General features: G+C 59.9%; 21 protein-coding genes. 7 read left to right on the plus strand and 14 right to left on the minus strand.

Going from position 1 to position 23,897, the window contains the following annotated elements; translation table 11 throughout:
* Positions 1–11: 11 nt before the first annotated feature.
* The 10 genes from NLM15_RS15965 to NLM15_RS16010 form a co-directional block, all read right to left on the minus strand.
* Positions 12–749: a sugar transferase gene (locus tag NLM15_RS15965; RefSeq protein ID WP_254118019.1), complete on the minus strand. Its 738-nt coding sequence runs from the start codon at positions 747–749 to the stop codon at positions 12–14.
* Positions 746–1,885: a DegT/DnrJ/EryC1/StrS aminotransferase family protein gene (locus NLM15_RS15970; RefSeq protein ID WP_254118020.1), complete on the minus strand. Its 1,140-nt coding sequence runs from the start codon at positions 1,883–1,885 to the stop codon at positions 746–748. Before NLM15_RS15970 ends, NLM15_RS15965 begins: the two co-directional genes overlap by 4 nt.
* Before the next feature lie 44 nt (positions 1,886–1,929).
* Complete coding sequence (locus tag NLM15_RS15975; RefSeq protein ID WP_254118021.1) at positions 1,930–2,646, minus strand: sugar phosphate nucleotidyltransferase; 717 nt, start codon at positions 2,644–2,646, stop codon at positions 1,930–1,932.
* Between the two features lie 321 nt (positions 2,647–2,967).
* Positions 2,968–3,246: an acyl carrier protein gene (locus NLM15_RS15980; RefSeq protein ID WP_254118022.1), complete on the minus strand. Its 279-nt coding sequence runs from the start codon at positions 3,244–3,246 to the stop codon at positions 2,968–2,970.
* A 50-nt stretch (positions 3,247–3,296) separates the two neighbouring features.
* The gene (locus NLM15_RS15985) at positions 3,297–4,859 is read right to left on the minus strand and encodes a class I adenylate-forming enzyme family protein (RefSeq protein WP_254118023.1); all 1,563 of its coding nucleotides are present in this window, start codon (positions 4,857–4,859) and stop codon (positions 3,297–3,299) included.
* Positions 4,856–6,883, minus strand: a complete 2,028-nt coding sequence (gene asnB, locus NLM15_RS15990; protein ID WP_254118024.1) for an asparagine synthase (glutamine-hydrolyzing) — start codon at positions 6,881–6,883, stop codon at positions 4,856–4,858. The genes NLM15_RS15985 and asnB overlap by 4 nt, the downstream gene beginning before the upstream one ends.
* 5 nt (positions 6,884–6,888) lie before the next feature.
* Positions 6,889–7,899 (minus strand): NAD(+) synthase, encoded by a 1,011-nt coding sequence (gene nadE / locus NLM15_RS15995; protein ID WP_254118025.1) that lies wholly within the window; start codon positions 7,897–7,899, stop codon positions 6,889–6,891.
* Positions 7,853–8,755 carry a thioesterase domain-containing protein gene (locus tag NLM15_RS16000; protein ID WP_254118026.1) on the minus strand — a complete coding sequence of 301 codons (903 nt, stop codon included), beginning with the start codon at positions 8,753–8,755 and terminating at the stop codon, positions 7,853–7,855. Before NLM15_RS16000 ends, nadE begins: the two co-directional genes overlap by 47 nt.
* A gap of 207 nt (positions 8,756–8,962) precedes the next feature.
* Positions 8,963–10,267, minus strand: a complete 1,305-nt coding sequence (locus NLM15_RS16005) for a lipopolysaccharide biosynthesis protein (protein ID WP_254118027.1) — start codon at positions 10,265–10,267, stop codon at positions 8,963–8,965.
* A gap of 261 nt (positions 10,268–10,528) precedes the next feature.
* Complete coding sequence (locus NLM15_RS16010) at positions 10,529–11,617, minus strand: FkbM family methyltransferase (protein WP_254118028.1); 1,089 nt, start codon at positions 11,615–11,617, stop codon at positions 10,529–10,531.
* Positions 11,618–11,803: 186 nt separating this feature from the next.
* Between NLM15_RS16010 and NLM15_RS16015 the strand changes: the two genes are divergently transcribed.
* Entirely contained in the window at positions 11,804–12,802 is a 999-nt protein-coding gene (locus NLM15_RS16015) for a glycosyltransferase (protein ID WP_254118029.1), read from the plus strand.
* Positions 12,803–12,820: 18 nt separating this feature from the next.
* Here NLM15_RS16015 and NLM15_RS16020 read toward each other — a convergent pair whose 3' ends face one another.
* Complete coding sequence (locus NLM15_RS16020; protein ID WP_254118030.1) at positions 12,821–14,068, minus strand: hypothetical protein; 1,248 nt, start codon at positions 14,066–14,068, stop codon at positions 12,821–12,823.
* 300 nt (positions 14,069–14,368) lie between these two features.
* Positions 14,369–15,169, minus strand: a complete 801-nt coding sequence (locus NLM15_RS16025; RefSeq protein ID WP_254118031.1) for a response regulator transcription factor — start codon at positions 15,167–15,169, stop codon at positions 14,369–14,371.
* A 595-nt stretch (positions 15,170–15,764) separates the two neighbouring features.
* Here NLM15_RS16025 and NLM15_RS16030 point away from each other — a divergent pair.
* Complete coding sequence (locus tag NLM15_RS16030) at positions 15,765–16,457, plus strand: response regulator transcription factor (RefSeq protein ID WP_254118032.1); 693 nt, start codon at positions 15,765–15,767, stop codon at positions 16,455–16,457.
* 106 nt (positions 16,458–16,563) lie between these two features.
* On the opposite strand, the gene NLM15_RS16035 is transcribed toward NLM15_RS16030, so the two are convergent.
* Both NLM15_RS16035 and NLM15_RS16040 read right to left on the minus strand, forming a co-directional pair.
* Positions 16,564–16,800, minus strand: a complete 237-nt coding sequence (locus NLM15_RS16035) for a DUF6894 family protein (protein WP_254118033.1) — start codon at positions 16,798–16,800, stop codon at positions 16,564–16,566.
* Between the two features lie 397 nt (positions 16,801–17,197).
* Positions 17,198–18,205 carry an NAD-dependent epimerase gene (locus NLM15_RS16040; RefSeq protein ID WP_254118034.1) on the minus strand — a complete coding sequence of 336 codons (1,008 nt, stop codon included), beginning with the start codon at positions 18,203–18,205 and terminating at the stop codon, positions 17,198–17,200.
* Between the two features lie 369 nt (positions 18,206–18,574).
* Here NLM15_RS16040 and NLM15_RS16045 point away from each other — a divergent pair, with 369 nt between their 5' ends.
* From NLM15_RS16045 to NLM15_RS16070, 5 genes are all read left to right on the plus strand, one after another.
* A complete protein-coding gene (locus NLM15_RS16045) occupies positions 18,575–19,579 on the plus strand; it encodes an aldo/keto reductase (protein ID WP_254118035.1) in 1,005 nt (334 codons plus the stop codon).
* Positions 19,580–19,848: 269 nt separating this feature from the next.
* Positions 19,849–21,672 carry a glutamine--fructose-6-phosphate transaminase (isomerizing) gene (glmS, locus tag NLM15_RS16050; RefSeq protein WP_254118036.1) on the plus strand — a complete coding sequence of 608 codons (1,824 nt, stop codon included), beginning with the start codon at positions 19,849–19,851 and terminating at the stop codon, positions 21,670–21,672.
* Between the two features lie 438 nt (positions 21,673–22,110).
* Positions 22,111–22,311: a hypothetical protein gene (locus tag NLM15_RS16055; RefSeq protein WP_254118037.1), complete on the plus strand. Its 201-nt coding sequence runs from the start codon at positions 22,111–22,113 to the stop codon at positions 22,309–22,311.
* A 376-nt stretch (positions 22,312–22,687) separates the two neighbouring features.
* The gene (locus NLM15_RS16060) at positions 22,688–23,044 is read left to right on the plus strand and encodes a hypothetical protein (protein WP_254118038.1); all 357 of its coding nucleotides are present in this window, start codon (positions 22,688–22,690) and stop codon (positions 23,042–23,044) included.
* Positions 23,045–23,709: 665 nt separating this feature from the next.
* The gene (locus tag NLM15_RS16070) at positions 23,710–23,889 is read left to right on the plus strand and encodes a hypothetical protein (RefSeq protein ID WP_254118040.1); all 180 of its coding nucleotides are present in this window, start codon (positions 23,710–23,712) and stop codon (positions 23,887–23,889) included.
* Positions 23,890–23,897: the final 8 nt, after the last annotated feature.

A 23,897-nucleotide genomic window follows, 5' to 3' on the forward strand; every position in this document is an offset into this window, starting at 1 on the left:
TTGAACACCCGTCACTTTTGAACCAAGTTTGCACCGAGAGATTCGGCCGTTGGCGCCGTGCCACTCTGGCCGTTCGATTGGGCGCTTCGCATGCGGCTGAGAAGCGGCTCCCCCACAGCGATCCATGCGGCCTGAACAATCCACCAGAGATCCGACGTGACGGTTCGATTGGAATAATATGCCAGGTCGATCTTCGCCTTGGCGGGAAACAAGACGTCACGATAGAAATCCGCCACGTTGCCGTCCTGCGGGAACAGCGTATTTTCATGCCGGAAGAGAATCTGGCACGGTCCGACGAGGCCTGGCCTGTGTTCCAGAATCTTTTCGAATCCGTTTTTGAAACAGTCGGCGAAGACGAGTGTCTCCGGTCTCGGGCCGACGAAGGACATGTCACCTCGCAGGATGTTCCAGAGCTGCGGCAGCTCATCCAGCTTGAATGCAGCCAGCACGCCGCCGATCCTCGTCATGCGGTTGTCATTCACCGCGGTGAGCGGACTTCCGCGATCGTCGCAATCGGCTCTGAATTTGCGAAATTTGTACATGCGGAACGGTGAGCCGTTCAGCCCTAGACGCAATTGCGAATACAGTATGGGTCGACCGCCTTCGATCCAGATTGCAAGCGCAATAACCAACAGGACGGGCAGGGAGACGATTAAGGCCGTGCCCGCACAGAGGACATCGACAAGGCGCCGCAATCGCAAGGCTGGAGCCGCCGCCCGTGCGAATCCCGTGTTGACCGTTTCACTCATGCCTGTACGACCTCCGCAGGATGGCTTGCCCGCAGGCTTTCTGCGAGACTGTCTGTCACGTGGTCGACATCGGCGGGGGTCATGTGGGGGTGGAGCGGCAAGGTGAGCTCACGTCCACAGAAATCCTCAGTATTGGGCAGGCTGACGCTCGGATACAGATCCTGGTAGAACGTCAGCCGATGCACCGGAGGATAGTGAATGGTCGTCTGAACGCCGCGCTTGCTGAGCTGCTCGATCAGGGGCTGCCGAGCGCTTGCCGAAGGGAGGACGACCGGCATCAAATGGTGGGCCGATATCCACGACGCGCTGAAAGGTACCAGCACCGACGGACAACGCTCGGCGAGGCGCCGCCGATAGTGCAGCGACAGATGCCGCCTGGTGTCGTTCCAACCCGGCAACTTTCGTAGCTGCACCAGGCCGACCGCGGCGCGCAACTCGTCCATGCGGTAGTTGAATCCGAGAAGCGTCACGTCATATTCGGGGCTGCGGCTGACGAGACGCTGCCGCGTGTTGGTGGTCATGCCATGCGACCTGGCCCGCTTGATCATATCGTGCAGAATCCGGTGACGCGTTATGATCGCACCGCCTTCGGCGGTCGTCATGTTCTTGTTACCGTAAAAGGAAAACGCGGCTGCATCGCCAAACGTGCCGACCCCCTTGACGCCGGGCGCATGCGCGGCGTCCTCGATCAGGAGTAGACTCTTGCTGCGGGCGAAGGCCTGCCACTCCTCCCGATCAGCGAGGTAACCCCCAAAATGCATGAGGATCACCGCTTTCGTCCGCGAAGTGCACTTGCGCTGCGCGTCAGCCACGGACATCAGGGGAACCGCCCCGGCTTCGATGTCGACGAATACGGGTCGTGCTCCGACGTAGAGCACGGCATTGGCCGTGGCAACGAACGTGAGAGATGGCACGAGGACTTCATCGCCGGGGCCGACCCCGAGCGCATGCAGGATGAGGTGAAGTGCGGCCGTGCACGAGCCGACCGCGATCGAATCCTCGGCACCATGCATGCTTGCGAATGTCTGCTCGAACTCACGCACCCGATCGCCCATGGTGATCCAGCCGCTATCGATCGCGGCAACGAGCGCTTCCTTTTCGTCAACTCCGATGGTCGGTTCTGATACCAACAGCATGTGTTCCTCTTCCCGTTCATTCCTGAGCGAAGGGCGACGCTGCGTCACGCAGCCGCGGTTGCGAATGCGGGCGACTGCTCGTCCCAGGCAACGTCCTGGGCCTTGAGGAAGTCGTCGACCCGACCAATGTCGAGCCACATGCCGGTGTGCTTGAAGACGTTGACGCGGGCCTCCTCCTCGAGCATCTGGAACATCAGGTTGTCGAATCCGAACGGAACACCCGACGGGATGCGCTCGAGGACGACGGGATTCATGCAGTAGATTCCCATGCTGACGAGGTTCGTCAGCTCCGGCTTCTCGCGAAAGCCAGTTACGCGTCCATCCGTTTCATCAATCACCCCGAAGTCCATTTTCGTGCTCCGAACGGAAGTGGCGATGGTGATGTTGGCGTCGGATTTTCGGTGGTTGTGGATGAGCTGGCTCAGGTTCAAGTCCGTCAGAACGTCGCCGTTGAGGACCAGGAACGGCTCGTCGAGCTGTTCTCGCAACAACGACAACGGACCGATTGTCCCGAGGGGTTCGAGCTCCTGCGTGTAGGTGATCTTCATATTCCACTGGTTGCCGTCGCCGCAGACGCTGCGGATCAGATGGCCCAGATAGCCGGTGGTGACGTAGACCTCTCCGATCCCGTTCCGCCGCAGCCATTTGAGAACGAGTTCGAGGACGGGACGGGCGCCGATTGGCATGAGTGGTTTTGGCAGAATGGACGTATGTGGGCGAAGCCGAGTTCCTTTGCCGCCGCATTGGACTACCGCTTTCATATGAACCTCCCTGTACTCAAAAAATGCTCAAAAAAATCGACGCGGGGAAAAAGTAGGAGCGGATCGTGACCGCGTCTTCGTGCGTTTGCATGAGAGCGCTGCGACCGGGCCGCGGAAGAATGTCGCGCGGGCTCTTCATGGAGTCGTGCAGATGAGGCGTACTCCTTTCGGGAGACGCTGGGTAAGCCTGGTTGGACAGGAGCAGTGCGGGCAGAGCCGGTCACAGAAGGGAACTCCGCCGGACGGCCGAGTGAGGCCCGGGCGTCATGCCGTCATCGACGGAAGAGCCCGGCTCCTGTGGTAGCCGGGCCCGCCGGTAGGTCAGGAATAGGCAGCAGAGCTCATCTTGCGCGCGATGTAATGTGCCATGCCTTGAACGGAATCGAGGTTCTCCGGCAGGATTTCGCTGTCATCGACCGCGATGGCGAAGGTCGTCTCGAGAAACCCGACCACCTCGAGAACTCCGGTCGAATCGATGATCCCCTGATCGAGCAGGGAAGCATCGTCGTTCAGCGCCGTGACGTCGCTGATGTAGAAATTCGAGGTTAGAAAGGCGCGGATTTGCTCCTTGCAGCGATCCAGTTCCAGGACGAGCGTCATTGGCTTCGGGCTCCATATGAAAGCGGTGGTCGTTCGGTCTTGTCCACGAACTATCCGGTGATGAGCTCTCTCTTGTTGATCTTGCCCGTCGCCGTGCGCGGCAATGCCGGCACGATGACGATATGCTTGGGGACCATGAAGCTCTCGAGGCGCTTCTGGCACTCCCGCTGAATCTGCTTCTCGCTGAGAGGACGTCCCTGGTCGACCACCACGAATGCCTTGATCGCGTGACCGAGCAGTTCGTCGGGAACGCCAATGACCGCCGCTTCCCTTATGCTCGGGATGTCCAGCAAGGCGCTCTCCACCTCCTTGGGCGCGACCTTCTCGCCACGTGATTTGATGACTTCGTCGCTCCGGCTGACGAAATACAGATATCCGTCGGCGTCCATCTGGCAGTAGTCGCCGGTGTACAGTACCTGCTCGCCGGGGAGCGGTCCGGGCTTGAGTTTCTTCGCAGTCGCTTCCGGCTTTCGCCAATAGCCCTTCATGACTGTCGCGCCGCGGATCACGAGCTGGCCGGCAATACCGGCACCGACGCGTTGATCGCGCTCGTCGACGATCCACATTTCAGTATTTGGGATGGCAATTCCCACACTCGACGGCTTCCGATCGAGATCCTCCGGCGGAAGATAGGTACAGCGTTTGCATTCGGTGAGGCCGTACATCGAATAGATGCGTGCGCCCGGGAAACTGTTTCTCAGTTGGAGCAGGTGCCGGACCGGAAGCGCGGCGCCGGTGCTCGTCAAGTAGCGAATGCTGGAAAGATCATAACTCGCCAGTGAGTCAAGCTGGAGGAGGGTCGAGAACATCGTGGGAACGCCGGGAAAACCGGTAACTCTCTCTTCCGCAACGTGCCGAAGCACTTCGGCGGGGAAGGCAAACGAGCGTTCGAGAACAAGGCGCGCTCCGGCGCGCACGGCCATGATCATCTGGTAGAGGCCGTAGTCAAAGGCGAGTGGCAGGGCGTTGAGGATGACATCATCGTCACGCACCTCCAGATATGATGCAACCGACGTGCACGCCGTCATCATGTTCCGGTGCGTCAGCATCACCCCTTTGGGTTCGCCGGTCGAGCCCGAGGTGTAGACAATAGCCGCGAGATCGATGTCGATGCAGCGGCGCGCCGGTGCTGCGTTATGGGGGGGCGCTGTCGCCGTGTCCCATCGCGAGGCATGTGGCAGTGCGTCCAAAGCGGCGTCGTCGATGGTGCCGGACACGATCACGCGGCGCAAGGACGGGCAATGTCGCGCGGGTTCGCTGAACGTCGCGTAAGAGCGGGTTTGCGTAATGAGCGCAGCCGGCTGGCAGTCATTAAGGAGGTAGCTGAGCTTGTCGGATTTCGTGAGAGGGTTGATGGGGCATACGATCGCATTGGCCTTGAGTGCGGCCCAGAAGCTGACAGCTGCCTCGACGGTGTTGTCGGCAAAGATCATGACACGGTCGCCGCGCTGGACGCCGGCCTCGACCAAGTGGTGCGCGATCGCATTCGACCACGCCTCGAGCTGGTCGTAGGTGACCCGCTGACCGTCGCATACGAGCGCGACCTTCGCGCCGTTTTGACGGGCGGAGGAGATCAGGTAATCGTGCAGGAGCGGCACAGGATCGTTCATCATGCATAAGCTCCCGATACGTCCTGGTGGTCGACGTCCACAGACAGCTCGACGCGGTGCGGTCCCTCCGGGCGGTCTGCGACGAACTGCTGGAACAGGAGCTGAGTGGACAACACGCCGACGAGCGCCATGTTGTCGAAATTGGACAGGTCGCCATCGCCGGCTTGCGCATGAGCTCGGCACTTGGCGCGCAGCCGCTCGACCGCCGCCGGATCGAAGATGTTCGCGGCGCGGACGCTTGCGCCCGAGAGCGCTTCGTCGACATAAGGGGGGGCATCCCTGTCGACGAAGCAGAGTGCATTGGCGGTCCGGTACGGCTGCTTCTTGCGCGTGACGATCTCGGGTGGAACCTGCGACTGCGTTACGCGCTTTAGGATGTGCTTCTCGTCGAGGATGCGAAGTTTGCAGGCGTCGGGAAGGGAGTTCGCGAGCTCGACGACGTCGTCGTCAAGGAACGGGAAGCGTCCCTCGACCGAGTGGGCCATCAGCATCCTGTCTCCCTGGGAGGAGAGCAGGTATCCGGCCAGAAGCGTTTTGGTTTCGAGGTACTGATCTTGTGCAAGCGCCGTCCAGCGGGAAAAATTGGGCGGTAGACGATCGAGCAATTCGGTCACCGGGTCCGTTCGCGAAGACGCAGCACGCATCTCTTCGGAGAACAGGCGCTTGATCGCGCTTGTGCTGCGCCAACGCGGAGAATGAGCAAAGCCGGGCATTTCAGTGTCGGAAATGCCGTGTCCGAAGAACTTTAGCGCCATGGCCTGCGTGTGGACCGGCGATCGTGAGATGTAGGGATAGAGTCGGCTCAGGAGGGCGGCCCGCCGCGTGGAGGCCGGCTGGCGGCCCCAGAAGCGGCGGATCTTGCCCTCGCGAAACACGTCATAGCCGGCGAACATTTCGTCCGCTCCTTCGCCGGTCAGGACGACCTTGATGCCGCGCTCGCGCACGAGTTTTGAGAGGAGGAACAGCGGTGCAGGGGCAGTCCTCAGAATTGGACGCTCGGTGTGATAGATGACCTTGGGAAATACATCGGCGATATCCTGCCGCGAGACCATGAGCTCGTGGTGTTCGCTCGCTATCGTGCGTGCCATTAGGCGCTGATAGGAGGTCTCGTCATACTCAGGGTCGGTGAAGCGCAGGGAAAACGTCTGGAAGCGCCTGCCTGCAAACCGTCTCCCCAGTGCTGCAACAAGCGAACTGTCGAGACCACCGGAGAGATAGCTTCCCACAGGGACGTCGGACCGCACCATTCGTAACGCGGTCGCCGCTTCCAGTGCGCTGCGCACGGTATCAACCACATCGTCAATGCGGCCGACGGACGAAATGCGTTGCTCGTCGGACCGGATGGGGTAGCACGGAGTCCAGAATGCGCGGTCGCGAACAGCGCCGCGCACGTAGCTGCGAACGTGTCCGGGTTCAACTTCCTTGATCCCCCGAAACACGGTTTGCGGCGGCACAGTACTCCAGAAGGTAAAGGTCTGGTCGATGCCTTCCGGATCCAACGCCCGAGGGATTGCCGGATTTGCTGCGAAGATGGCCTTGATCTCACTGGCAAAGTAAAGTTGGCCTTGATGGTCGCAGATATAGAGCGGGCAGATTCCGGTGCGGTCACGGGACAGGACCAGGCGGCCAGCGGAGGGGTCCCAGATGGCAAGGGCCCATTGTCCGTTCATCCGTTCGAATGCTGCCTCGCCCCAGGCCCGATAGGCCTGAATGACGACCTCCGTGTCGCTGCGGGTACGGAAGCGATGGCCGAGCGAGATCAGCTGCTCGCGCAGCTCGACATAGTTGAAGATCTCGCCATTGAACACGACCCAGGCGGATCCGCCAGGATCGGAGAGAGGTTGTTGTCCGCTTGCTATGTCGATGATCGAGAGCCGGGTGTGCGCCAGGCCCGCGCGCTGGTCCCTATAGAGGCCTCGCTCGTCGGGCCCGCGATGTGCAAGCGCCCCGGCCATCCGCAAGAGCGCTTTCCGCGAAGGACTCGGAGCGTTTGCATTCAGCGCCACGATGCCAGCGATGCCGCACATGTCGCTTAATCCTCGATCACCGCATCAACGAGCAGGGGCCGGGTGTGAAGATAGCGCGTCGCTCTACGCTTGGAAGTGATGTCTTTGAAAACCTTCTGTACCTGCGTTGCGGCTAAACCGACGGCCTCGGCCACGTCGTCGGCGGAAATGCCGTGGTCGACTGCGTACATGCAGACATCGGTCAGCCGATAGGGAGCGGCGAAATAGAACTCCTCCTGGCTCTGCGGCAGGGAGAACGTGTCGGACGTCGGCGGCCGCTGCCTGATCTCCTCGTCCACGCCGAGATATTCGGCGAGCTGGTAGACCTGGCTCTTGTAGAGATGTGCGATCGGCATGACGTCCGCATCACCATCGCCCTGCTTCACGAAGAAGCCTTGATCATGCTCCAGCCGGTTCGGCGTACCTATCACGGCGTACTTTAGGCGATCCGCGTGATAGTATTCGGTCATTTTGCGAACACGTTGCTTGTAGTTGGTCGCGGCGACTATCTGCAGGTAGACCTCGGGTGGAAGACGTACGGTGGAGGTTTCGCCATTCGGATCCTGTACGGTCAGACGAGTGATGTTGATGCCATTGCGCTCCAAAATCGAGCCAAGTACCAGCTTGCACTTCCAGTCGTCGTCGTATTGGGGGACGACGGTCTGAATCGCCTCTCGCTGCCGGCGGTATGCGCCCAACGCTTCGAGAGCAGGCGCTATGTGTTCGACAACCGTCGTAAGGCGCAGCTGCGCGGCGACGGCCATGCCAAGCCTCATTGAATCGGCAGACGAGTCGCGCTCGGGCATGAGCAGTCCGAGAACTTTGGTATTTCCAAAGGCGCGTGCACACAGGGCCGCCACCACCGAGCTGTCGATGCCGCCGGAAAGCCCGACAATGGCTCCGCGTCGGCCAAGTGCGCCAAGAACTCGGTCGCGCAGGAACGCGACGATGCGCGCGACTTCCTCTGGCGCGTCCAGGACTAGAGCGTCTTTACTGAACGCTCGTTCGGTTGGGCTGTGAGCTACTTGCAAGGTCACGTGAACAATCCGCCTCTTTCTCGGGAAATTCGGTTGGTGAGTATGTCTGCGACAGCGCCTTCTGAACGAGATGCAAGTTCATTGCGAGGTAAGGGGGCATGACCAGATCGGTGTGAGTGCCCGCGCTTGGGACGACGTCGACCTGGGCAAACGCACGGTCCCACCCGAGAGTTTGGGGCATCTTGTTTCGCTTGCATCGGAATAGGACGGCGGAGATCGGCAACATCGATTTCGGCTCCGCCAACCACCGGAAGTAGGCCTTCGCGCGCAAGACTTCCTGCAATTCCTGCTTGAGCCTAAAAGACGTGAGGTCGAACTGCCCCTTCGTGCGGCGATCGATCATCCGAGCCAGGTTAGCCTCATGGCCGATCGCAACGGTTGCCTTGGCGAGGGCGCGGCAGACCATCCGCGACGCGGTTACCCGGTTGTTGCGGATTCGACGGATGGTGCGGCTCAATGTCTCCCATGCAGAGCTGCGCTCGCCCATGAGACTGGTGTCGAGAATTCCGAAAAACTTCACCGACCGGCCGGAGGCAAACAGTCGCGTCGCGACCTCGAAAGCGACCGCGCCACCGAGGGAATGACCGAGAAGTCGAACATGGCCCCGCGGCTGGACGCGATTGATCTGCTCCACTGCAGCGGCAGCCATATCGCAAACGCTGTCCTGACCCTGCAATATCTTGCCGAGATCCGGGTAACGGATCGGAACGACATGTGCAATTTCGCGTATTGAGGCGGTGAGAGCGGCGAGGCTGGCTCCATAACCAAGTGAGCCAGGCAATAGGAAAAGCATGGGCGGTGCCGCCGCCACAATGTAAGACGGCGGAGAAGCCAGATCCTCGCCTGTATCAATCAATGGTCGTAGTTTCATTTGAATGCAACCGACCGACCGAGCTTCGAAACTGGAGTATGAATGCGTGGAAAATCCTCTCATCATTCATTTGCATGAAGCATATGGTCGCGCTTGAGAAATTGCTTGTTCTCGCCCGAGTCCATCTGTCGTCCATATCCCGCCTCCTCATGCGGACGCGAAGTTCGGGGCGCACTCTTTCGACCTTCCGGGTCACACAGGCCCATTGACGGGTGCGCCCGACGTCCGCGCGCCACCAGGGCCGTTCAAGAGTGACAGCGCCACGAAAATTCCCAAGGCGTAGCCGGTCGCTCCTCCGGCAGCCATGATGTAGATGACCTGCAAGGGGTCGTGGCCGAGGTGGGCACCGATGAGGAGCGGAGCAAATACGAACAGGGCCCGCACCAGATCAACCAGGAGCCGCAGTTCCTGCCGGCGAAAAAGCGTCGGAACTTCTTGAATGGGCGTCGACAAGGCCTGTGCGGCGCACATGAGCGCCAGAGCGGCCATGATCTGACCCGTAGGCATCCAGGAGGGGCCGAGCAGCGGAACGACAACATAGGGGGAGATAAATCCAAGGCCAAGTACCGGCAGAGCGATCAGGCCGGCCGCAACGACCAACAGGCCCCATGCGGTGCCGAGCAGATGCTGACGGTCGAAGTCTTTGCTGGCCTCGGCGACGAAGACATTGCTGAGCGGCAGGGCGATCAGGGTGACCGGACCGGTCACGAGTCGGGCAGCGACGCCGAAATGCCCGGCGAATGCGGTGCCGAATAGCGATCCTATGAAGATCGCGGGGAGATTGATGATCGCAAATCCCGCAAGGGCCGAGGGCAGCTCGAACAGCGGAAACTTGTACTCCCGTCGCGCCGTCGCAGCGACCGCTCCCCATGAGGCCTGCATGATGCGGCGGATGTCCTCCCATTTCAGGAGCCGAACGCAGAGAAATGCGATCAGCACGGCCTGGCTCAGGATGTGGGCCCGGACCATTGCATCGTCCCCGAGGCGCGCGATGCCGAAGCCCACCTGGAGCAGTGCCATCGTGGCCGGCAGGATTAGGCGACCCATGCCGAAGTCACGCATGTGATTGAAGCGCAAGCACCAGCAGTTCATCGCGTCGGCAACGCCGACCGCGGCCATCCCGATCGGTACGAGGTAGGTAAGATGTTGCAGTCGTCCTGGCACCACGCCCGACAGCAGGTATCCCGCGGCAAGCGCAACAGAGGTCGTAGCGCAGACCGCCAGGAGTGTGAGCTTGAGCGCGACCAGCGCGTGAGCTCTGTCCTCAACCACGTACAGAGAGGTGCTGAAGCGAAGCCCGGCTATCGCGCCGAGGATGTTTACGATTGAGAGATAGATCGTGAAGATTCCAAAATCCTCCGGCGAATAGAGCCGGGTAAGGATGGGAATGGCCGCGACGAGCATGAGCTGGCCGGTGAGTGCTAGGGCGGAGACGCCCGCCGCTGCACGAACAAGGGCCCCTGTCCGCGTCGGACCGGTAGCCGTTTTCGCGGCCATGAGAAGCTTCCTCAGTCCAGAATTCATTTCAGAAAAGGCAATTTCGTAGCGGCCGAGCAATGTACTTTGGTTCGATCGTAGGATGGAGCGGAGCGCGCGCCATCATTCGTTCGCATGACGGTACCGCTGGAATCGAAAGAGAGCTTGCATGATTTTCTCGTGCTCGCGGAATAGAACACATTCGGAGTCCGACCCGCGATCGGGGCCGGCCAGTAAAAAAGTGGCTGCGATGCGCCTGGCTTGTAGGCGGATGATAGATCCTCACGCAAGCCGCGCGGATGGGAGACGCCTATCTGCAGGCGATGGGGATGTGAGCTGTGCAAGTCGAAGGCCGGTCCGCGCGAGCAGGTCCGACAAGGCGGGTGGTCTGACAGCGATCAGGTTGTCGTCGTCCGGTCCCGGTATGTCAGGGGACGCCGGCTCGAGTCGTCCCGCCCTGAGATGGTAGAGCGCAAACCCGTGATTGATCAGACGATCATACAGCTCCGCACGCGAAGTGCCGGCCCTTCGAAGGTTGAGCTCAGAGTCTTCTATGTAGAGACATCGGCAATTGGAAACGGTCCGGGCGGCGCCTTTCAGAAGATCGACTTCGAACCCTTCGACATCAACCTTCAGAAGATCCACCGGCCGGTTTCCGACGATCGAATCGAGGGGGCGCACCGGAACTCGGAACGAGGCGCTGCCGGCCGGAGGCGTGGCGCATGCGAAGTTCATGTCATCGCTCCGAAAGTCCGTGAAGACGAGTTCGCCATCCGTGCTGCCGATCGCAGTGTTGTGGACCTCGATGGTTAATCCGTTTAGGCGAATGTTTCCGAGCAGGTATTTGCAGATGCGCGGATGTGCTTCGATGGCAATGACCCGTCCGGATCGGGCAACCCGCATTGCGGCCGCAAGGCTCAGCTGTCCTACATTCGCGCCGACATCAACGAAGGTTTCTCCGGGTTGCAGGTATGCTCCGACGAAGTCGGCGTCTTCGGCGCGAAAATTCCGCCTACGCCATAGCCCAGCGGACACGGAGCTGGGATAGAAGCGCATTTTGTATCCAGCGGGAAAGCTGAAGGTGATGAACCGGCACAATCCGCTCGCCCACAGTGCGCGCGATAGCAGGAACCGAGTCTTGTCGGGCTCTTCTCGAATTCGAGTGAGCAGTTGATGCAATTTGCGCAAGGGCTCTTCACCATGTCTAGCGGTTAGCTGCCCGGCGGAGCTTAGGATGACCGGAACGCCCAGCCATCCTTCGTTTGCATGATGGTATCGATCGGTTGATTCTGAATCTGCTGGTTCCACCGTGATTTTTGCCGACCGAGCTGACAGCTTCGAAACGTTGCGCCGCGGGATGATCATCGTCATGCGAATGAAGGATGACCGGCCCCAATCCCGCTACCTACCTTTGGTCGTGCGTCATTCGGTCGGTATTGACGTTCACTGCCCGTCAAGAAGGAGGCGGTGAGACGCGATGAGGTCGGAGTTTTGCGGAGCCGATCGCGGGTTCGTCTGAGCCGGCAGCTCCAATGAACTGAGCCTGAGGGAAAAGCGATGAACCGGTTGCAGCTCGAAGGGTCGGATAGCATCCGAGATCCAGATGTCCGCCCCCTGATTTCCGTGGCCACGCCAACGTTCCGTCGACCGGATCTGATGCGCCGTACGATTGAAAGCGTGCTGCAGCAGAACTACTCCGACTGGGAAATGGTGATCAGCGACGACGAAGGTCCAGAAGGCGTCACCTGGAGTATGCTGTCCGAATATGCTCGGAGCGACTCGCGTATTCGGGTTGTCGAGAACCACCGAGGACAGGGCCAGGTTGAGAATACGAACAACGCGATGCTCGCATGTCGCGGCCATTGGATCAAAGTGTTGCATGACGACGACTGGCTCGTGCCAGGATCGCTCGACACTTTTGCGGAAATGGCGAGGACGTATCCCACCGCAGCGTTCATGACCTCCACGTCTCATCTCGTCCAGGACGACGGCATAAAATACCGTCGGGGAGGGCAGGTCACGGTATATTCGAGCCAGCAATGCCTGACCGATCTCTACCTGGTCGGTAAGACCCGAGTGCTCGGGATCGTTCCGTCGACCCTGCTGATCAACAGCGAGGTCATCCAGGCGGGTTGTCTGATGCGAAACTACAAGTCGATCAAGTGGGGGGTCGACCAGCTTTTCTTTATCGACCTCGCCTGTCATGGCGACATGGTGGCGATCGACGACGGCTTGATCTTTTATGACATGACGGATCACGAGAGCATTACGGCCTCCAAATCGTTCCCTCAGATCGATCAGGAGACCCTTGATCTCAAATATCTGACCTGGAGCCTTGTCGAGGACAAGCAAGGGCTTCCAGATCCCGAAGCGGTCGTACGTGCATTGCGGGTTGCAAGATTGCGTGGAAGATTTCGCCACCAGTCCTGGGGGGCAACGATCCGGGACGCGCTTCAGATCCTGCGCCCCTCGGTTATCAAGGCCGCCAACATAGCCATCCGGGCGCGAACGCGTGCATCGGCAGCCGGCTCATCGATTCGCCTGGGTCACGCCTGACCGGCCGCCGCTGATCATTTATCGGGACAGAGCGCTGGTCTGACCAGGGCCATTGAGGCGTGTTACAAAGTCGAACACGGGGCCGCCCGGTACCCCCCAATTGCTTGACCAGATCACTTGCGACCCGTCGGGCGACGGCGAACCGTGAGTCTCGCTCCAGTAATTGTGCGGTACGTTGCGTGTGTACGCAATGCGTCGAAATTCGCCACTGCCGTCAATTCGCAGAGCAATGACTTCCCGGGCGAAGGGCGCAAACTTTGGCAGCTGAGCGATCTCGGACGGATCGCCGCCATAGCTGAGAATCACCCAGCCGGGCCAGTGGATCGCGCGCGTGGACGCATGTGAGGCCTCTCCACGCGGAGCAAGGGCGGTAACCATACCATCATCCAGCCGGCGCTTGATTACCTGGTATATGTCGGGATCGGACTTGCTGATTCCGACGTATACCTCGCGGCCATCCGCGTCCACGGCCATGTCGCCGTGGCTCGGCCGATGATGTTCGGTCCAGCTCTGTACCAGATCGCCTGCGACCGTAAAGATGAATGCCTCATCCTTTCCGTCGACCCATCGGCTGCATCTGATGTAGTTGCCGAGGGACGATATCTCACAAACGCCGTCTCGTCCGGGCAGTTTCCCGACTTCGATATCCGGAAACTTCTGTCGGCTCACGAGATCGAACGCGAATGCGACGACCATGCCGTCTGCACGTGTGCCGCGCACGGCGACGCGCCGGCCGTCCTGAGAGGGATTACCCTTTCCTGGTCCGAACTGAAGCCCCCGATAGCCTTCGGCCATCAACATGATCTCTTCGGCATTGGTTCGCGGCGTCCAGAGCGAGATCTTGCGCCCGATCACGCAGATCATTCGCTCGGGATCGCGCGGGTGCCATTCGCACTCATCCTCGCGCTGCCGACGGAACAATGGAACGTATGTCTGTCCGTCGAGAAAGCAGAGCCCGTTACAACCGTTGGCGATCAAGAGCAGAGTCTGGTCCGCGTTCCACGCCTGTGCACTCGAATATCGGTGCGTACAATAAGCTCGTTGGCAAGCCATGCCAGCGCCCAGGGGCCCCGGGGTCGTTATCCGGACGATAGTGGCGCCGGTGTCCGGGTCGATGACCGGAACGAGATAGTCGGGCAAGTTCAGGCTGCTGGCTGTAGTGAGCTTGGTTTTTGCGAGCGTCTGTGCCGCGGCGATGCCTGCCAACGTAAGCGCGACCATCGCAACACCGGCCAAGCCAATTCGAGTACAGAGGGACGGAGACATCGTATCGTGCTCCATAGCAAGCAAGGGCTTGGATCAAGCAAGTGGGTAATCGGCCAACATGAGGCTCGAGGCCCGCCCGTCACCAGGCTCTTGCTGCGGCCAGGGATCTTGTCACGACGGTGCTTTTTGCCTGTCGGATCCCAACGCGCATCATCCGAATGCAGGAGACGACACGCGAAACGCCCGCAAGCTCCGATCCTTCGGCAGATCGTTCCGGCGGGATTGATTCGCTGCGCGGCGAATACCCGCGCCACCCAGCGCTTCGCGACGGTGCGATGCGCGTCAGAACCGACCAGCTGGCTAGTCCAACTCGGGGACGTCGGCTTCGTTACGTCCGCGCACGCGTGGCGCCAGGCTAGGAGCGATCTCGTGATCGATTGACAGCGCCAGCGCGTGCCCATTGGAGGGCCGTACCAGTGATCCGTTGCTCATTCCCCAAATTGCGGCCTGTGTCCTGTTCTGGACCCGTATCTTGCGCAGAATAGCTTTCACGTGAACTTTAACCGTGGCCTCCGCAATATCGATCTTTCGTGCGATGCACTTGTTGGAATTGCCTTCGATCAGGAAGGAGAGAATCGCTCGCTCACGCGGCGACAGATGGGGTGCGATCCGTTCGTCATCCGCAACGATGAGGCTCGATCGCTCCTCGCTCGTTGGCTGCAGCTGAGTCTCGCGATCGGGGCCGCCATCGAGCACGTATGACAGAAATGCAGGTGGAAACACCGTCTCGCCCATCGTCACGAGCTCTATGGATTTGATGAACGCGTCGCAAGAATTGACGTCGACGAAATAGCCGTTGGCTCCGGCCTTATAGGCCGAGATCAGCTCATGCGGCCGGTAATGGTCCGACACGATCGCGACGCGCGCGTCTGGATAGTGCTCCCTTACGAATCCGATATGCTTGATGGCTAAATCGAATTCGTCAGTATTGTTGACAATCACAAACAGTAGCTGTGCCTGGAGCGTGCTGGGTAGCTCGTCGGTGCTCGAGGCTGATATCGCGATATGGAAGTCTGCTGCATGCAGTATTCGTGAAATTCCCTCTCGTATTAGAATGTTTCGCCCTATCAAAACAACCTTACTTGATTGCCGCCTCCTCATAATACCCTCCACAATCAACGCAAGACACAACTGGAATAAACAGCTATAGGTAGGAAAAAGAGCAAGGTTTCATGCTGCCCCGCATTTTCGCTATGCCGAAATGGGGCGTCGTTTCGTAAACGTTTTCTAAAGGTTAGATTCGAATTTTCGACTTTGCCTATATACCTTTCGTTATAGGCCACCCGGCCCGGAGGTTGGCGGATGAGGCCCCTCTGCCCGTGCCGGAGCATGACCTGAAAGCGAGTGAAAAAGCCTATTCAACCGGCGAATGTTGGTCGTAATATAATGTGCGTGGTGGGATGATGAGCCGTTCGCGCGCGCTGGACTCCAGCCCGATCCCGTCGAAGTGGCTCAGGTTGCTCGCTGGCGTTACGGGTCTTGATCACCGGATTCATACGGCCTCTCGATCCGGTAAAATTTGTCGTATATTACTACCTGTGGGATCCATGCGGTTATTTGCCTCATAGGTCTCGCGTCGCCAAATGACACTTTTGGGCATTGGTAAACGTGTGATTGTCAATCAACGTTGAAGCGGCCAGGGCGGGGGCCTCTAGCTTCAATCACAGGAATCGGGGGACGCAGGTAAGGAGGCTCGATGCGTCGCGCGACTGTAGTGATTGCGGACCGACATCCGGTAGTTCTGCACGGCCTCGCAAATCTACTCGGTTCAGAACCCGATTTTGAGATCGTTGCATCCTGTGGCGACGCTGCGAGCTGCATCGAGGCAATAATGGCTCTCGCGCCCGACATTGCAATCGTGGATGCAGCAATGCCGGAGCTGCCGGCGCTGATGAACAACTCCCTCAGCCGTTCGGAAGGTCGGTCGACGCACCTGGTGTTGTTCGCGACCAGCGAGGATTGCGATCTTGGTCTTCCGGGGGGCCCTGCGGGGCACAGTGTCCTTCTGAAGGAGATGACGGGGCAAGCCCTGGTGAAATGCTTGCGGGAGATTAACAACGGTCGAACCGTTGTCCCTTCAGCGCTTACGGATCATGCCCCGCCTGGCGAGCAGAGTGCGAATCCGGAAAGTGCGCTCGCGGTGCTCACCGAGCGCGAGCGCCAGATCATGCGCCTTGTCTCTCGTGGTCTTTCCAACAAGGAAATTGGCCGTCGGCTCAATGTCGCAGACGGCACCATCAAGGTGCATCTCCACCACATTTTCCAGAAGCTGGAAGTCGGCAATCGCACAGCGCTTGCTGCCCTTGCCATCTCGCAGGATGATCGCGCCAATTCAACCCCGGACAAATCAAGCCGTGCTGGACCCGATCCGGTAGCCGGAGAACGCTAAAACATTTTCTCGCGCTGGTTGCAGCGCGAGATGTTTACGAATCGCAGCTGAGCAACCATTTACCGCATCAGGTTCACAGATGCCGGCAACGGGCGCTTACCTTCACTTATCCTGCCAGGGAGAATTGAAGAATGAATAGGGACCGGCCGCCAAGTTCGGGGCTGTCGCTGACTTCTACTTGCCAGGAAATGTGGGGCGTGAATGGATCCATCACGTCTTGCTTGAGGATCTCGCCGCTCAGTTCAACCGCCGCCGTCCGTGCGGCGAAAATGTCAGGGAGATCCAACCCGACATCATCGAGCACTGAATGGCCATCGTGGATATGAAAGAAATACCGCGGCATTGGCGTCTCCGGACAACGCGAACATTCCGATGACTGCAGCGAGTCCCCGCATCGCGATCGAGACTCGCACCGCAGAGGGGCGCATAGCAAGCCGCTATTCTAGGAGGGCTCATCATCATTGATGGGTACCTCGACGTTGATCTGCATGATCACGAATTCAGAATGAACAGTTGCTTATCGAGGACTACGATCATGCTGCGTCGACGGAGCCCACTTCGGCGCAGCGTAGCGGCCCCGGCCTGCGAATCCCAAGCCCCCCGCCGGGGCCGCGCTCTTTTCGCAAGCCCCGCCTTGTCGTCAATCGCAGACCGCCGCGCGGAAGGCGCAGCCCGACACTCCGATTCGTTGGGGTGAGGAAGCTGCGTGCGGTGCAGCGTTTGAGATCATCTCCCAACGGTCAAATTTCATAATAGGCGCGATACCAGCGGACGAAATTGCTTATGCCGGTTTCGATCGATGTGGAGGGCGAAAAGCCGGTATCGCGCATGAGATCGCCAACGTCGGCAAACGTTTCTGGAACATCTCCAGGCTGCATCGGCAGCATCTCCTTCGCCGTGGTTCGCCCGAGCTCCTTCTCGATCAAGTCGACGACGTGCATCAGCGCTTCTGGGCGATTATTGCCTACGTTATAGAGCTTGGCCGGTGCGCCTGCGGCGTCGGCGTTGTCCTCCGGAACACGCTCGATCAGGCGGGAGATGACGCGAGTGACGTCGTCGACGTAGGTGAAGTCGCGTCGCATCCTGCCATGGTTGAAAAGCTTGATCGGCCTGCCTTTGACGATCGCATCGGCGAACAGGAAGATTGCCATGTCGGGCCGGCCCCATGGGCCGTAGATCGTAAAGAACCGTAAGCCGGTGATCGGGAGTCGGTACAGGTGACTGTAGGACTGGGCCATCAGCTCATTGGCCTTCTTCGTCGCGGCATAGAAGCTGACGGGGTGATCGGCTTTATGCCGGGTCGAAAATGGCAACTCGGTATTGGCGCCATAGACCGACGATGACGATGCGTAGATCAAATGACCACAGGCATTGTGCCTGCAGCCTTCCAGGACGTTCAGGAATCCCGCGAGATTGGCGTCGGCATAGGCGTGCGGCTGATCGATCGAATACCGAACGCCGGCCTGGGCGGCAAGATGGATGACTCTCGCAAAACGGTGCTTTGCGAACAAATCGGCCATGGCCGATCGATCTCCAAGATCGATCTGCACGAAGGAGAAGCGCGGATCGCGGCGCAGGATATCGAGGCGAGCACGCTTCAGGGCGGGATCGTAGTAGCTGTTGATGTTGTCCAATCCGACGACCCGGCGTCCCTCATCGAGCAGTCGACGTGCAACATGAAAGCCGATGAAGCCGGCCGCTCCGGTCAGCAGAACGTCGTCGGCAACTTGTTCTGAGCGCGATGACATTCGCTGTCCAGGTCAGGTAGAGTGTGGAACGGGGAGAAGCAGCCATCGATCGCGCAAGTTAACTCTCAACCCCGTCGCTTCTCTATTGCGCAAATGAGCGCACCCGACGATGGCGCTGTCGAGCTGCAAACAGCCACTCGAACGGGTTACCCCGCGCATACACGCGACTGCCTCAAATTCCGGGGGCGCAGCGTATAGTGTCCAAACGAACCCTATCATCATCCATTTGCATGAAGATGAAGCCGAGCAAACCTGCAGAGTTGTGCGGCGGCGGGCGTGTCGAACCTGGCCGTAGACTTGGAACAGCAGGCTGTCGAACGATCGACATAGGTGGCTCGAGCGCAAACGGCGCGGTCAAGGGTGTGCGCGATGAAGATGGTCTGTGTCGATGCTCTTGGCGCGAGTGTATCGGGCATCGGATTCGGCTGCGCGTCGCTCGGGGGACGCATTGGAGCTCGCAGGGGGATCGAGGGGCTCGAGCGTGCATACGACGCCGGAATAACCTGGTACGACGTGGCGCCTTCCTACGGAGATGGGATGGCCGAATCGATTTTGGGCCAATTCGCGTCCAAGAAGCGCGGCAGTGTCTATATCTGCACAAAGGTCGGGATGCGCCCACGTGAGACCTCCGTCGCCATGCGATTCCTGAAGCCGATTGCGCGGGCCTCTCTTGCGGTGTTTCCTGGAATTCGCCCGCGCCTCTCTGCAATGAAGCCAAAGCCCTTCAAAGTCCCATTATCGGCCGAGCTGATCACGACGAGTATCGAGGAGAGCTTGAGACGTCTTCGTACTGACTACGTAGATGTGCTTGCTCTCCACCGTCCCACCCGCGAAGAGATCGTTCGCGAAGACGTCATTCGGGCGGTCGAGCGTGTGGTCCAGGACGGTAAGGCCCGCGCAATTTCGATCGCGGGCAATAACGAAGTGGGAGTTGATGACCTCCATGAATCGTTGCCGTACCAGCTGATTCAGATCGCCAACAATCCGCTCGAGCCGAATCTTCAGAGATCAAAGGGGTCTGCGCGGCGCAGGACGTTTGTCACGTATGGCTCATTTTCGAGCCTCGATCCGCTTGCCGCAAGGCTGGGATCGGAGAAAGAAGTACTGAGCGGCCTCTACGAGATGGGATACCGGGGCGACCTCACCGAGATCGCTGCCGCGTTTGTCGTGGATTATGCGCTGGCAACGAACTCGGCGGGAGTCACGCTGTTCTCGATGTTTCGCAAGGAGCATCTCGCGTTCAATCTGCACCGGTTAACGCAACTCCCAGCGCTTCACCAGCTGAATCGCATAGCCGCCGAGCTCTCGAACGAGCCGCGGCAGGCCGAGCGATTGCTTGGTGCCTCGAATGGTCGGCGCGTCGAGAGGTGTTGATGGGGCGTCATCTACCGGCTCGATTGGTCATGCTTGTGCAGGTGTAGGGTTCAAGTGCAGGGCTTGAATATGAGCATGAGGTCTACTCCGTCATCATCACACAATTGGTGGCTGTGTGTGCTAGAATTCGCGTCCCACGATACTGTCCTGCCGGCGTTGTCGACCATATTCGACAAGCGCGCCGGCGGCCGCTGCCGTCGCATTGAGGAGGTTGCCCACGATTGCCGTTGCGCTTCGTGGGGTCGTTGATAGTTGCTCGGAGACAGACCATGTGCGGAATTGTTGGTGTCGTCGGCCAGGGCCCAGCCTCTGCCCTTCTTTTAGACGCGCTGAAGCGGCTTGAATATCGCGGATACGATTCCGCGGGTATTGCGACTCTCGAGGACGGCTCGTTGACACGGCGCCGTGCGGTCGGAAAGCTCGCAAATCTCAAGAGTCGGCTCGATTTGGAGCCGCTTTCAGGGCGGATTGGAATTGGTCACACGCGCTGGGCGACGCACGGCCGTCCCGATGAGACGAATGCGCATCCTCACATGGTTGACGGTGTGGCGATTGTGCACAATGGAATTATCGAAAACCATCGGGAATTGCGCAATGAGCTCAAAACGGCGGGTGCGCACATTACGACCGAAACCGACTCCGAAGTGGTTGCGCATCTCGTTAGCCGCGAGCTGAAGAACGGATACGCGCCGGTCGCAGCGGTGCGCCAGGTGCTCCCGCGCTTGAACGGAACGTTCGCGCTCGCCTTCCTGTTCGAAGGGCACGACGATCTCCTGATCGGTGCTCGAAAGGGCTCGCCGCTCGCCGTCGGCTACGGGCGCGGCGAAATGTTCCTGGGTTCGGACGCGATAGCGCTCGCACCTCTGACTGATATTGTCGCTTACCTTGAGGACGGCGATCTCGCCGTCGTTACGCGGGAGAAAATCGAATTTCTCGACGTGAACGGCGAGCGTCTGTGCCGTGCGTCGGCCAGGATCACTGGTGCGGCTGTAGCTGTTCACAAGGGCGAGCATCGCCACTTCATGGCTAAGGAGATTCACGAACAGCCGAAGGTGGTCGGGCAGACGCTTGCGCAATACATCGGGCGCAACGGGACAGTCAGGCTACCGCGAGGCATGGATGTCGACTTCAGGACAGTCGATCGCATCTCGATTGTCGCTTGCGGCACCGCCTTCTATGCTGGTCTGATTGCGAGATACTGGTTTGAGCGCTACGCCAAGCTCCCGGTCGAAATCGATATTGCATCGGAGTTCCGCTATCGCGACGTTCCGTTTGGCGCAGGGAATCTGGCGATCTTCGTGTCCCAGTCTGGTGAAACGGCCGACACGCTCGCTTCGTTGGAATTTGCCAAGTCCAGCGGCCAACGAGTTCTCTCCGTCGTCAACGTGCAAACCTCGACGATGGCCCGTGCCAGCCACATCGTATTGCCCACGTTGGCCGGCCCGGAAATCGGGGTGGCATCCACAAAGGCGTTCACCTGCCAGCTGGCGACCTTGATCTGCATTGCGATCGCGGCCGGCCGCAGCCGCGGCGTGCTCTCCGCCGAAGACGAGCACTCACTCGTCCGAGCCGTTGCCGAAATTCCAAACTATTTGGCCCGCGCGCTCGAACTGGAGCCGAAAGTTTACGAGCTCGCGCGCGAGATCTCCAGGGCCCGCGACGCTCTTTTCATCGGGCGGGGCACCAATTATCCGCTGGCGCTGGAGGGAGCCCTCAAGCTCAAGGAGGTCACCTACATTCACGCAGAGGGCTATGCTGCCGGCGAGCTCAAACATGGACCGATCGCGCTGATCGACAAGGGCCTGCCGGTCATCGTGGTAGCGCCGTGTGATGCGATGTTCGAAAAGACCATGTCGAACATGCAGGAGGTGATCGCCCGCGGGGGCCGCATTATCCTCGTGACCGACCAGAGGGGTGCTTCAATCGCTGCATCCAGTGGTTGCTCGGTGCTGGGCTTGCCGGATATGCCCGAGATCGTGGCGCCGCTGGTCCTTGCAGTGCCGCTACAGCTCCTAGCCTATCACAGTGCCGCGATTCTGGGGACCGACGTAGACCAGCCGCGTAATCTCGCCAAGTCCGTGACCGTCGAATAGTCGGTCCGGTGGCGCCACCGCCGCTGGGCTTCCGCTTCGGAGGAGGTGCTGTCCGAATTGGGGATGTCGGCCCGACAGACTGGCATGCTCCGAACTGGGTGCCTCTTTCGCCCAATCCTCGTTCTCAGCCGCTTGGCGTAGAATCTTGTGGCCTTCGGGCCCAGGCTAAGCACCGAAGTCCGTAGGGCAGGCGGCCTCGCTATATTGTAAGCGCGTTGGCGGGGCCGCTGCTGCCTTCAAGCGATCCAGGACCGGGGCTGTCTCTCAAATAAGTGTTCCGGATCCTCGAAGACGTTTCCGTCTCAGGCCGCAAATGCAGCCCGATCAGGGAGTAGCCCTTTCGGGTATTGGAAGCCTGTTCCGCTTCGAGATAGCCTCGAACAAGCCCGTCCGGTCGACGAGTGTGTTTGACGTCCTACGTTCGTTTCGCGAGGGATCATGTCGGTTTTGACGGGAACGGCGGGCGCAGAAATTCGGCGTGGCGATATGATTAAAGTCATCAAAGGGAAGCTGTTCCCGGCGCTCCTTTACGAGCAATACGAGGGCGGGGCCGCAGAAGATATTCCCGAGGGCGCCCGCGCTTATTGCCTCAAAGATAAAGTCTGGCGAACGATGCCTCCCGGCTTCCGCCCCTCTTAGAGTCTGTTGAGGGCGTCATTCCCTTCGTCTTGCCAGAGCTTGCGCCTTGCGTCGCGTGGCGCGCATGATGTGGCCATGCCGCGCTGAACGAGTCCTTGGCGACAGCATCACAAAATGGCCGAGCCAGGCACGGCCAAGTCGTGAGCAGGCAGGCGCCGCAATTCCGCGGTTCGGCCGGTTGTCGCCTATCAAGGCGAGGTAGGCGGCAGAGTTACGTGCGGCGCGGTCCGGACCGATGGCGGAACGATCTGCGTGCAGATTAGCTGCAGCTTAGCGGCAATGGCTGGTCGGGGTGAAACTCGTACCAATCGTAGCAATCTGGATAGGCTCCGTAGAATCCCTATCCGGGCCGATAGCGATCATAGCGGTGAAAAGCATGCTGGCGCAGGCCAATTCCGCCCGCGGCGGCATGACCGCCGAAGCCGAGGTGTTCGCCGCCAAAGCCTCCATTATGCGCCATGCCGCCGATATGCGCGCCGCCGCCGAAGCCCATATGTCCGCCGCCAAAGCCACCACCGCCAAAACCACCGTGGCCGCCGCCACCGCCACCGCCGTGCGCCTCAGCCGCGCCGATAGCGAGGGTCGATGCGAGCGCGGCTGTTGCCAAAATCATGATTGCTCGTTTCATGGGAATTCCTTTCGTGTCGATCTCCTGGCCATCAACTCAGTCCGCTTCCGCGTCCTGCCGTCGCCAAAGGGCCTGATGGCAAGGTTTGTGATGACAGAAAGATAGGAACGGCGCGCGGCCAAGCCCACTAAATTCGGCTTCAGGAAACAGACGCGCGGTTCGGGACGGAAATCGAGCTGCGAGCGACCGCGGTCCATAGAAGAAGGCGGGCCGAATAAAGCCCGCCGCCATCGTTCGATACGAAGCCGCCAACCGGTGCGCTCGGCTCGACAAAAAAGACGCCGCGATCAGAAGCTGCCTGTGCCGGGCTCGCAAGGTACGTTGTCGCCAGTCCACGGTGCCGTCGCGAAAGCGCCGACGCGAGGCGCGGGAACGCAGACGCGGCCTCCCTGCTGATAAAAGGGCGCGCTCGATGCGACCGTATCGGCCTCCATTGCCGGCTGTCGTGCGACGCCGTGGTGTTCGCGAGCCATGACAGGTCCCCCCAACACGGCGGCTGCAATCAATCCCGTCGACAAGAGTTTGAGAGTGGTCATTTAGGCTTCTCCTTTGATGACATCAGGCCGACCAAGCCGGCTTGCGATCAAAGATGTGGTCGATCCGGCTTCGTCAAAACGCACGAATTGCTCACCTCATTTCAACCGCCTGTGAGCCGATTCATAGTCGCAAGCACGATCGTGCGAATGCGCAACATCCGTTGCGTTGTGAGTAACAGCGATCCCGTCGCGGGCATATCTTCGAGATGGCGGGGTTCAGAATGGAGGCGGCAGATGATCACGACGACAGCGAGACGTGTGGCGATGGCGCTGGCCCTGTTGGCGACGGGCGCGGCACGCTTCCTGAAACGCTATTTAGTGGCACCTCATTCTCCGCAGGCCTATTTCGTTCAGCAACGAGTGGCCGATGGCAGGCGGGCGCAGCGCCGCGCGTTCAGAGCGGGCGGACATTGAGCATGACG

This window comes from Bradyrhizobium sp. CCGB20 (assembly GCF_024199855.1).
GTDB lineage: Bacteria > Pseudomonadota > Alphaproteobacteria > Rhizobiales > Xanthobacteraceae > Bradyrhizobium.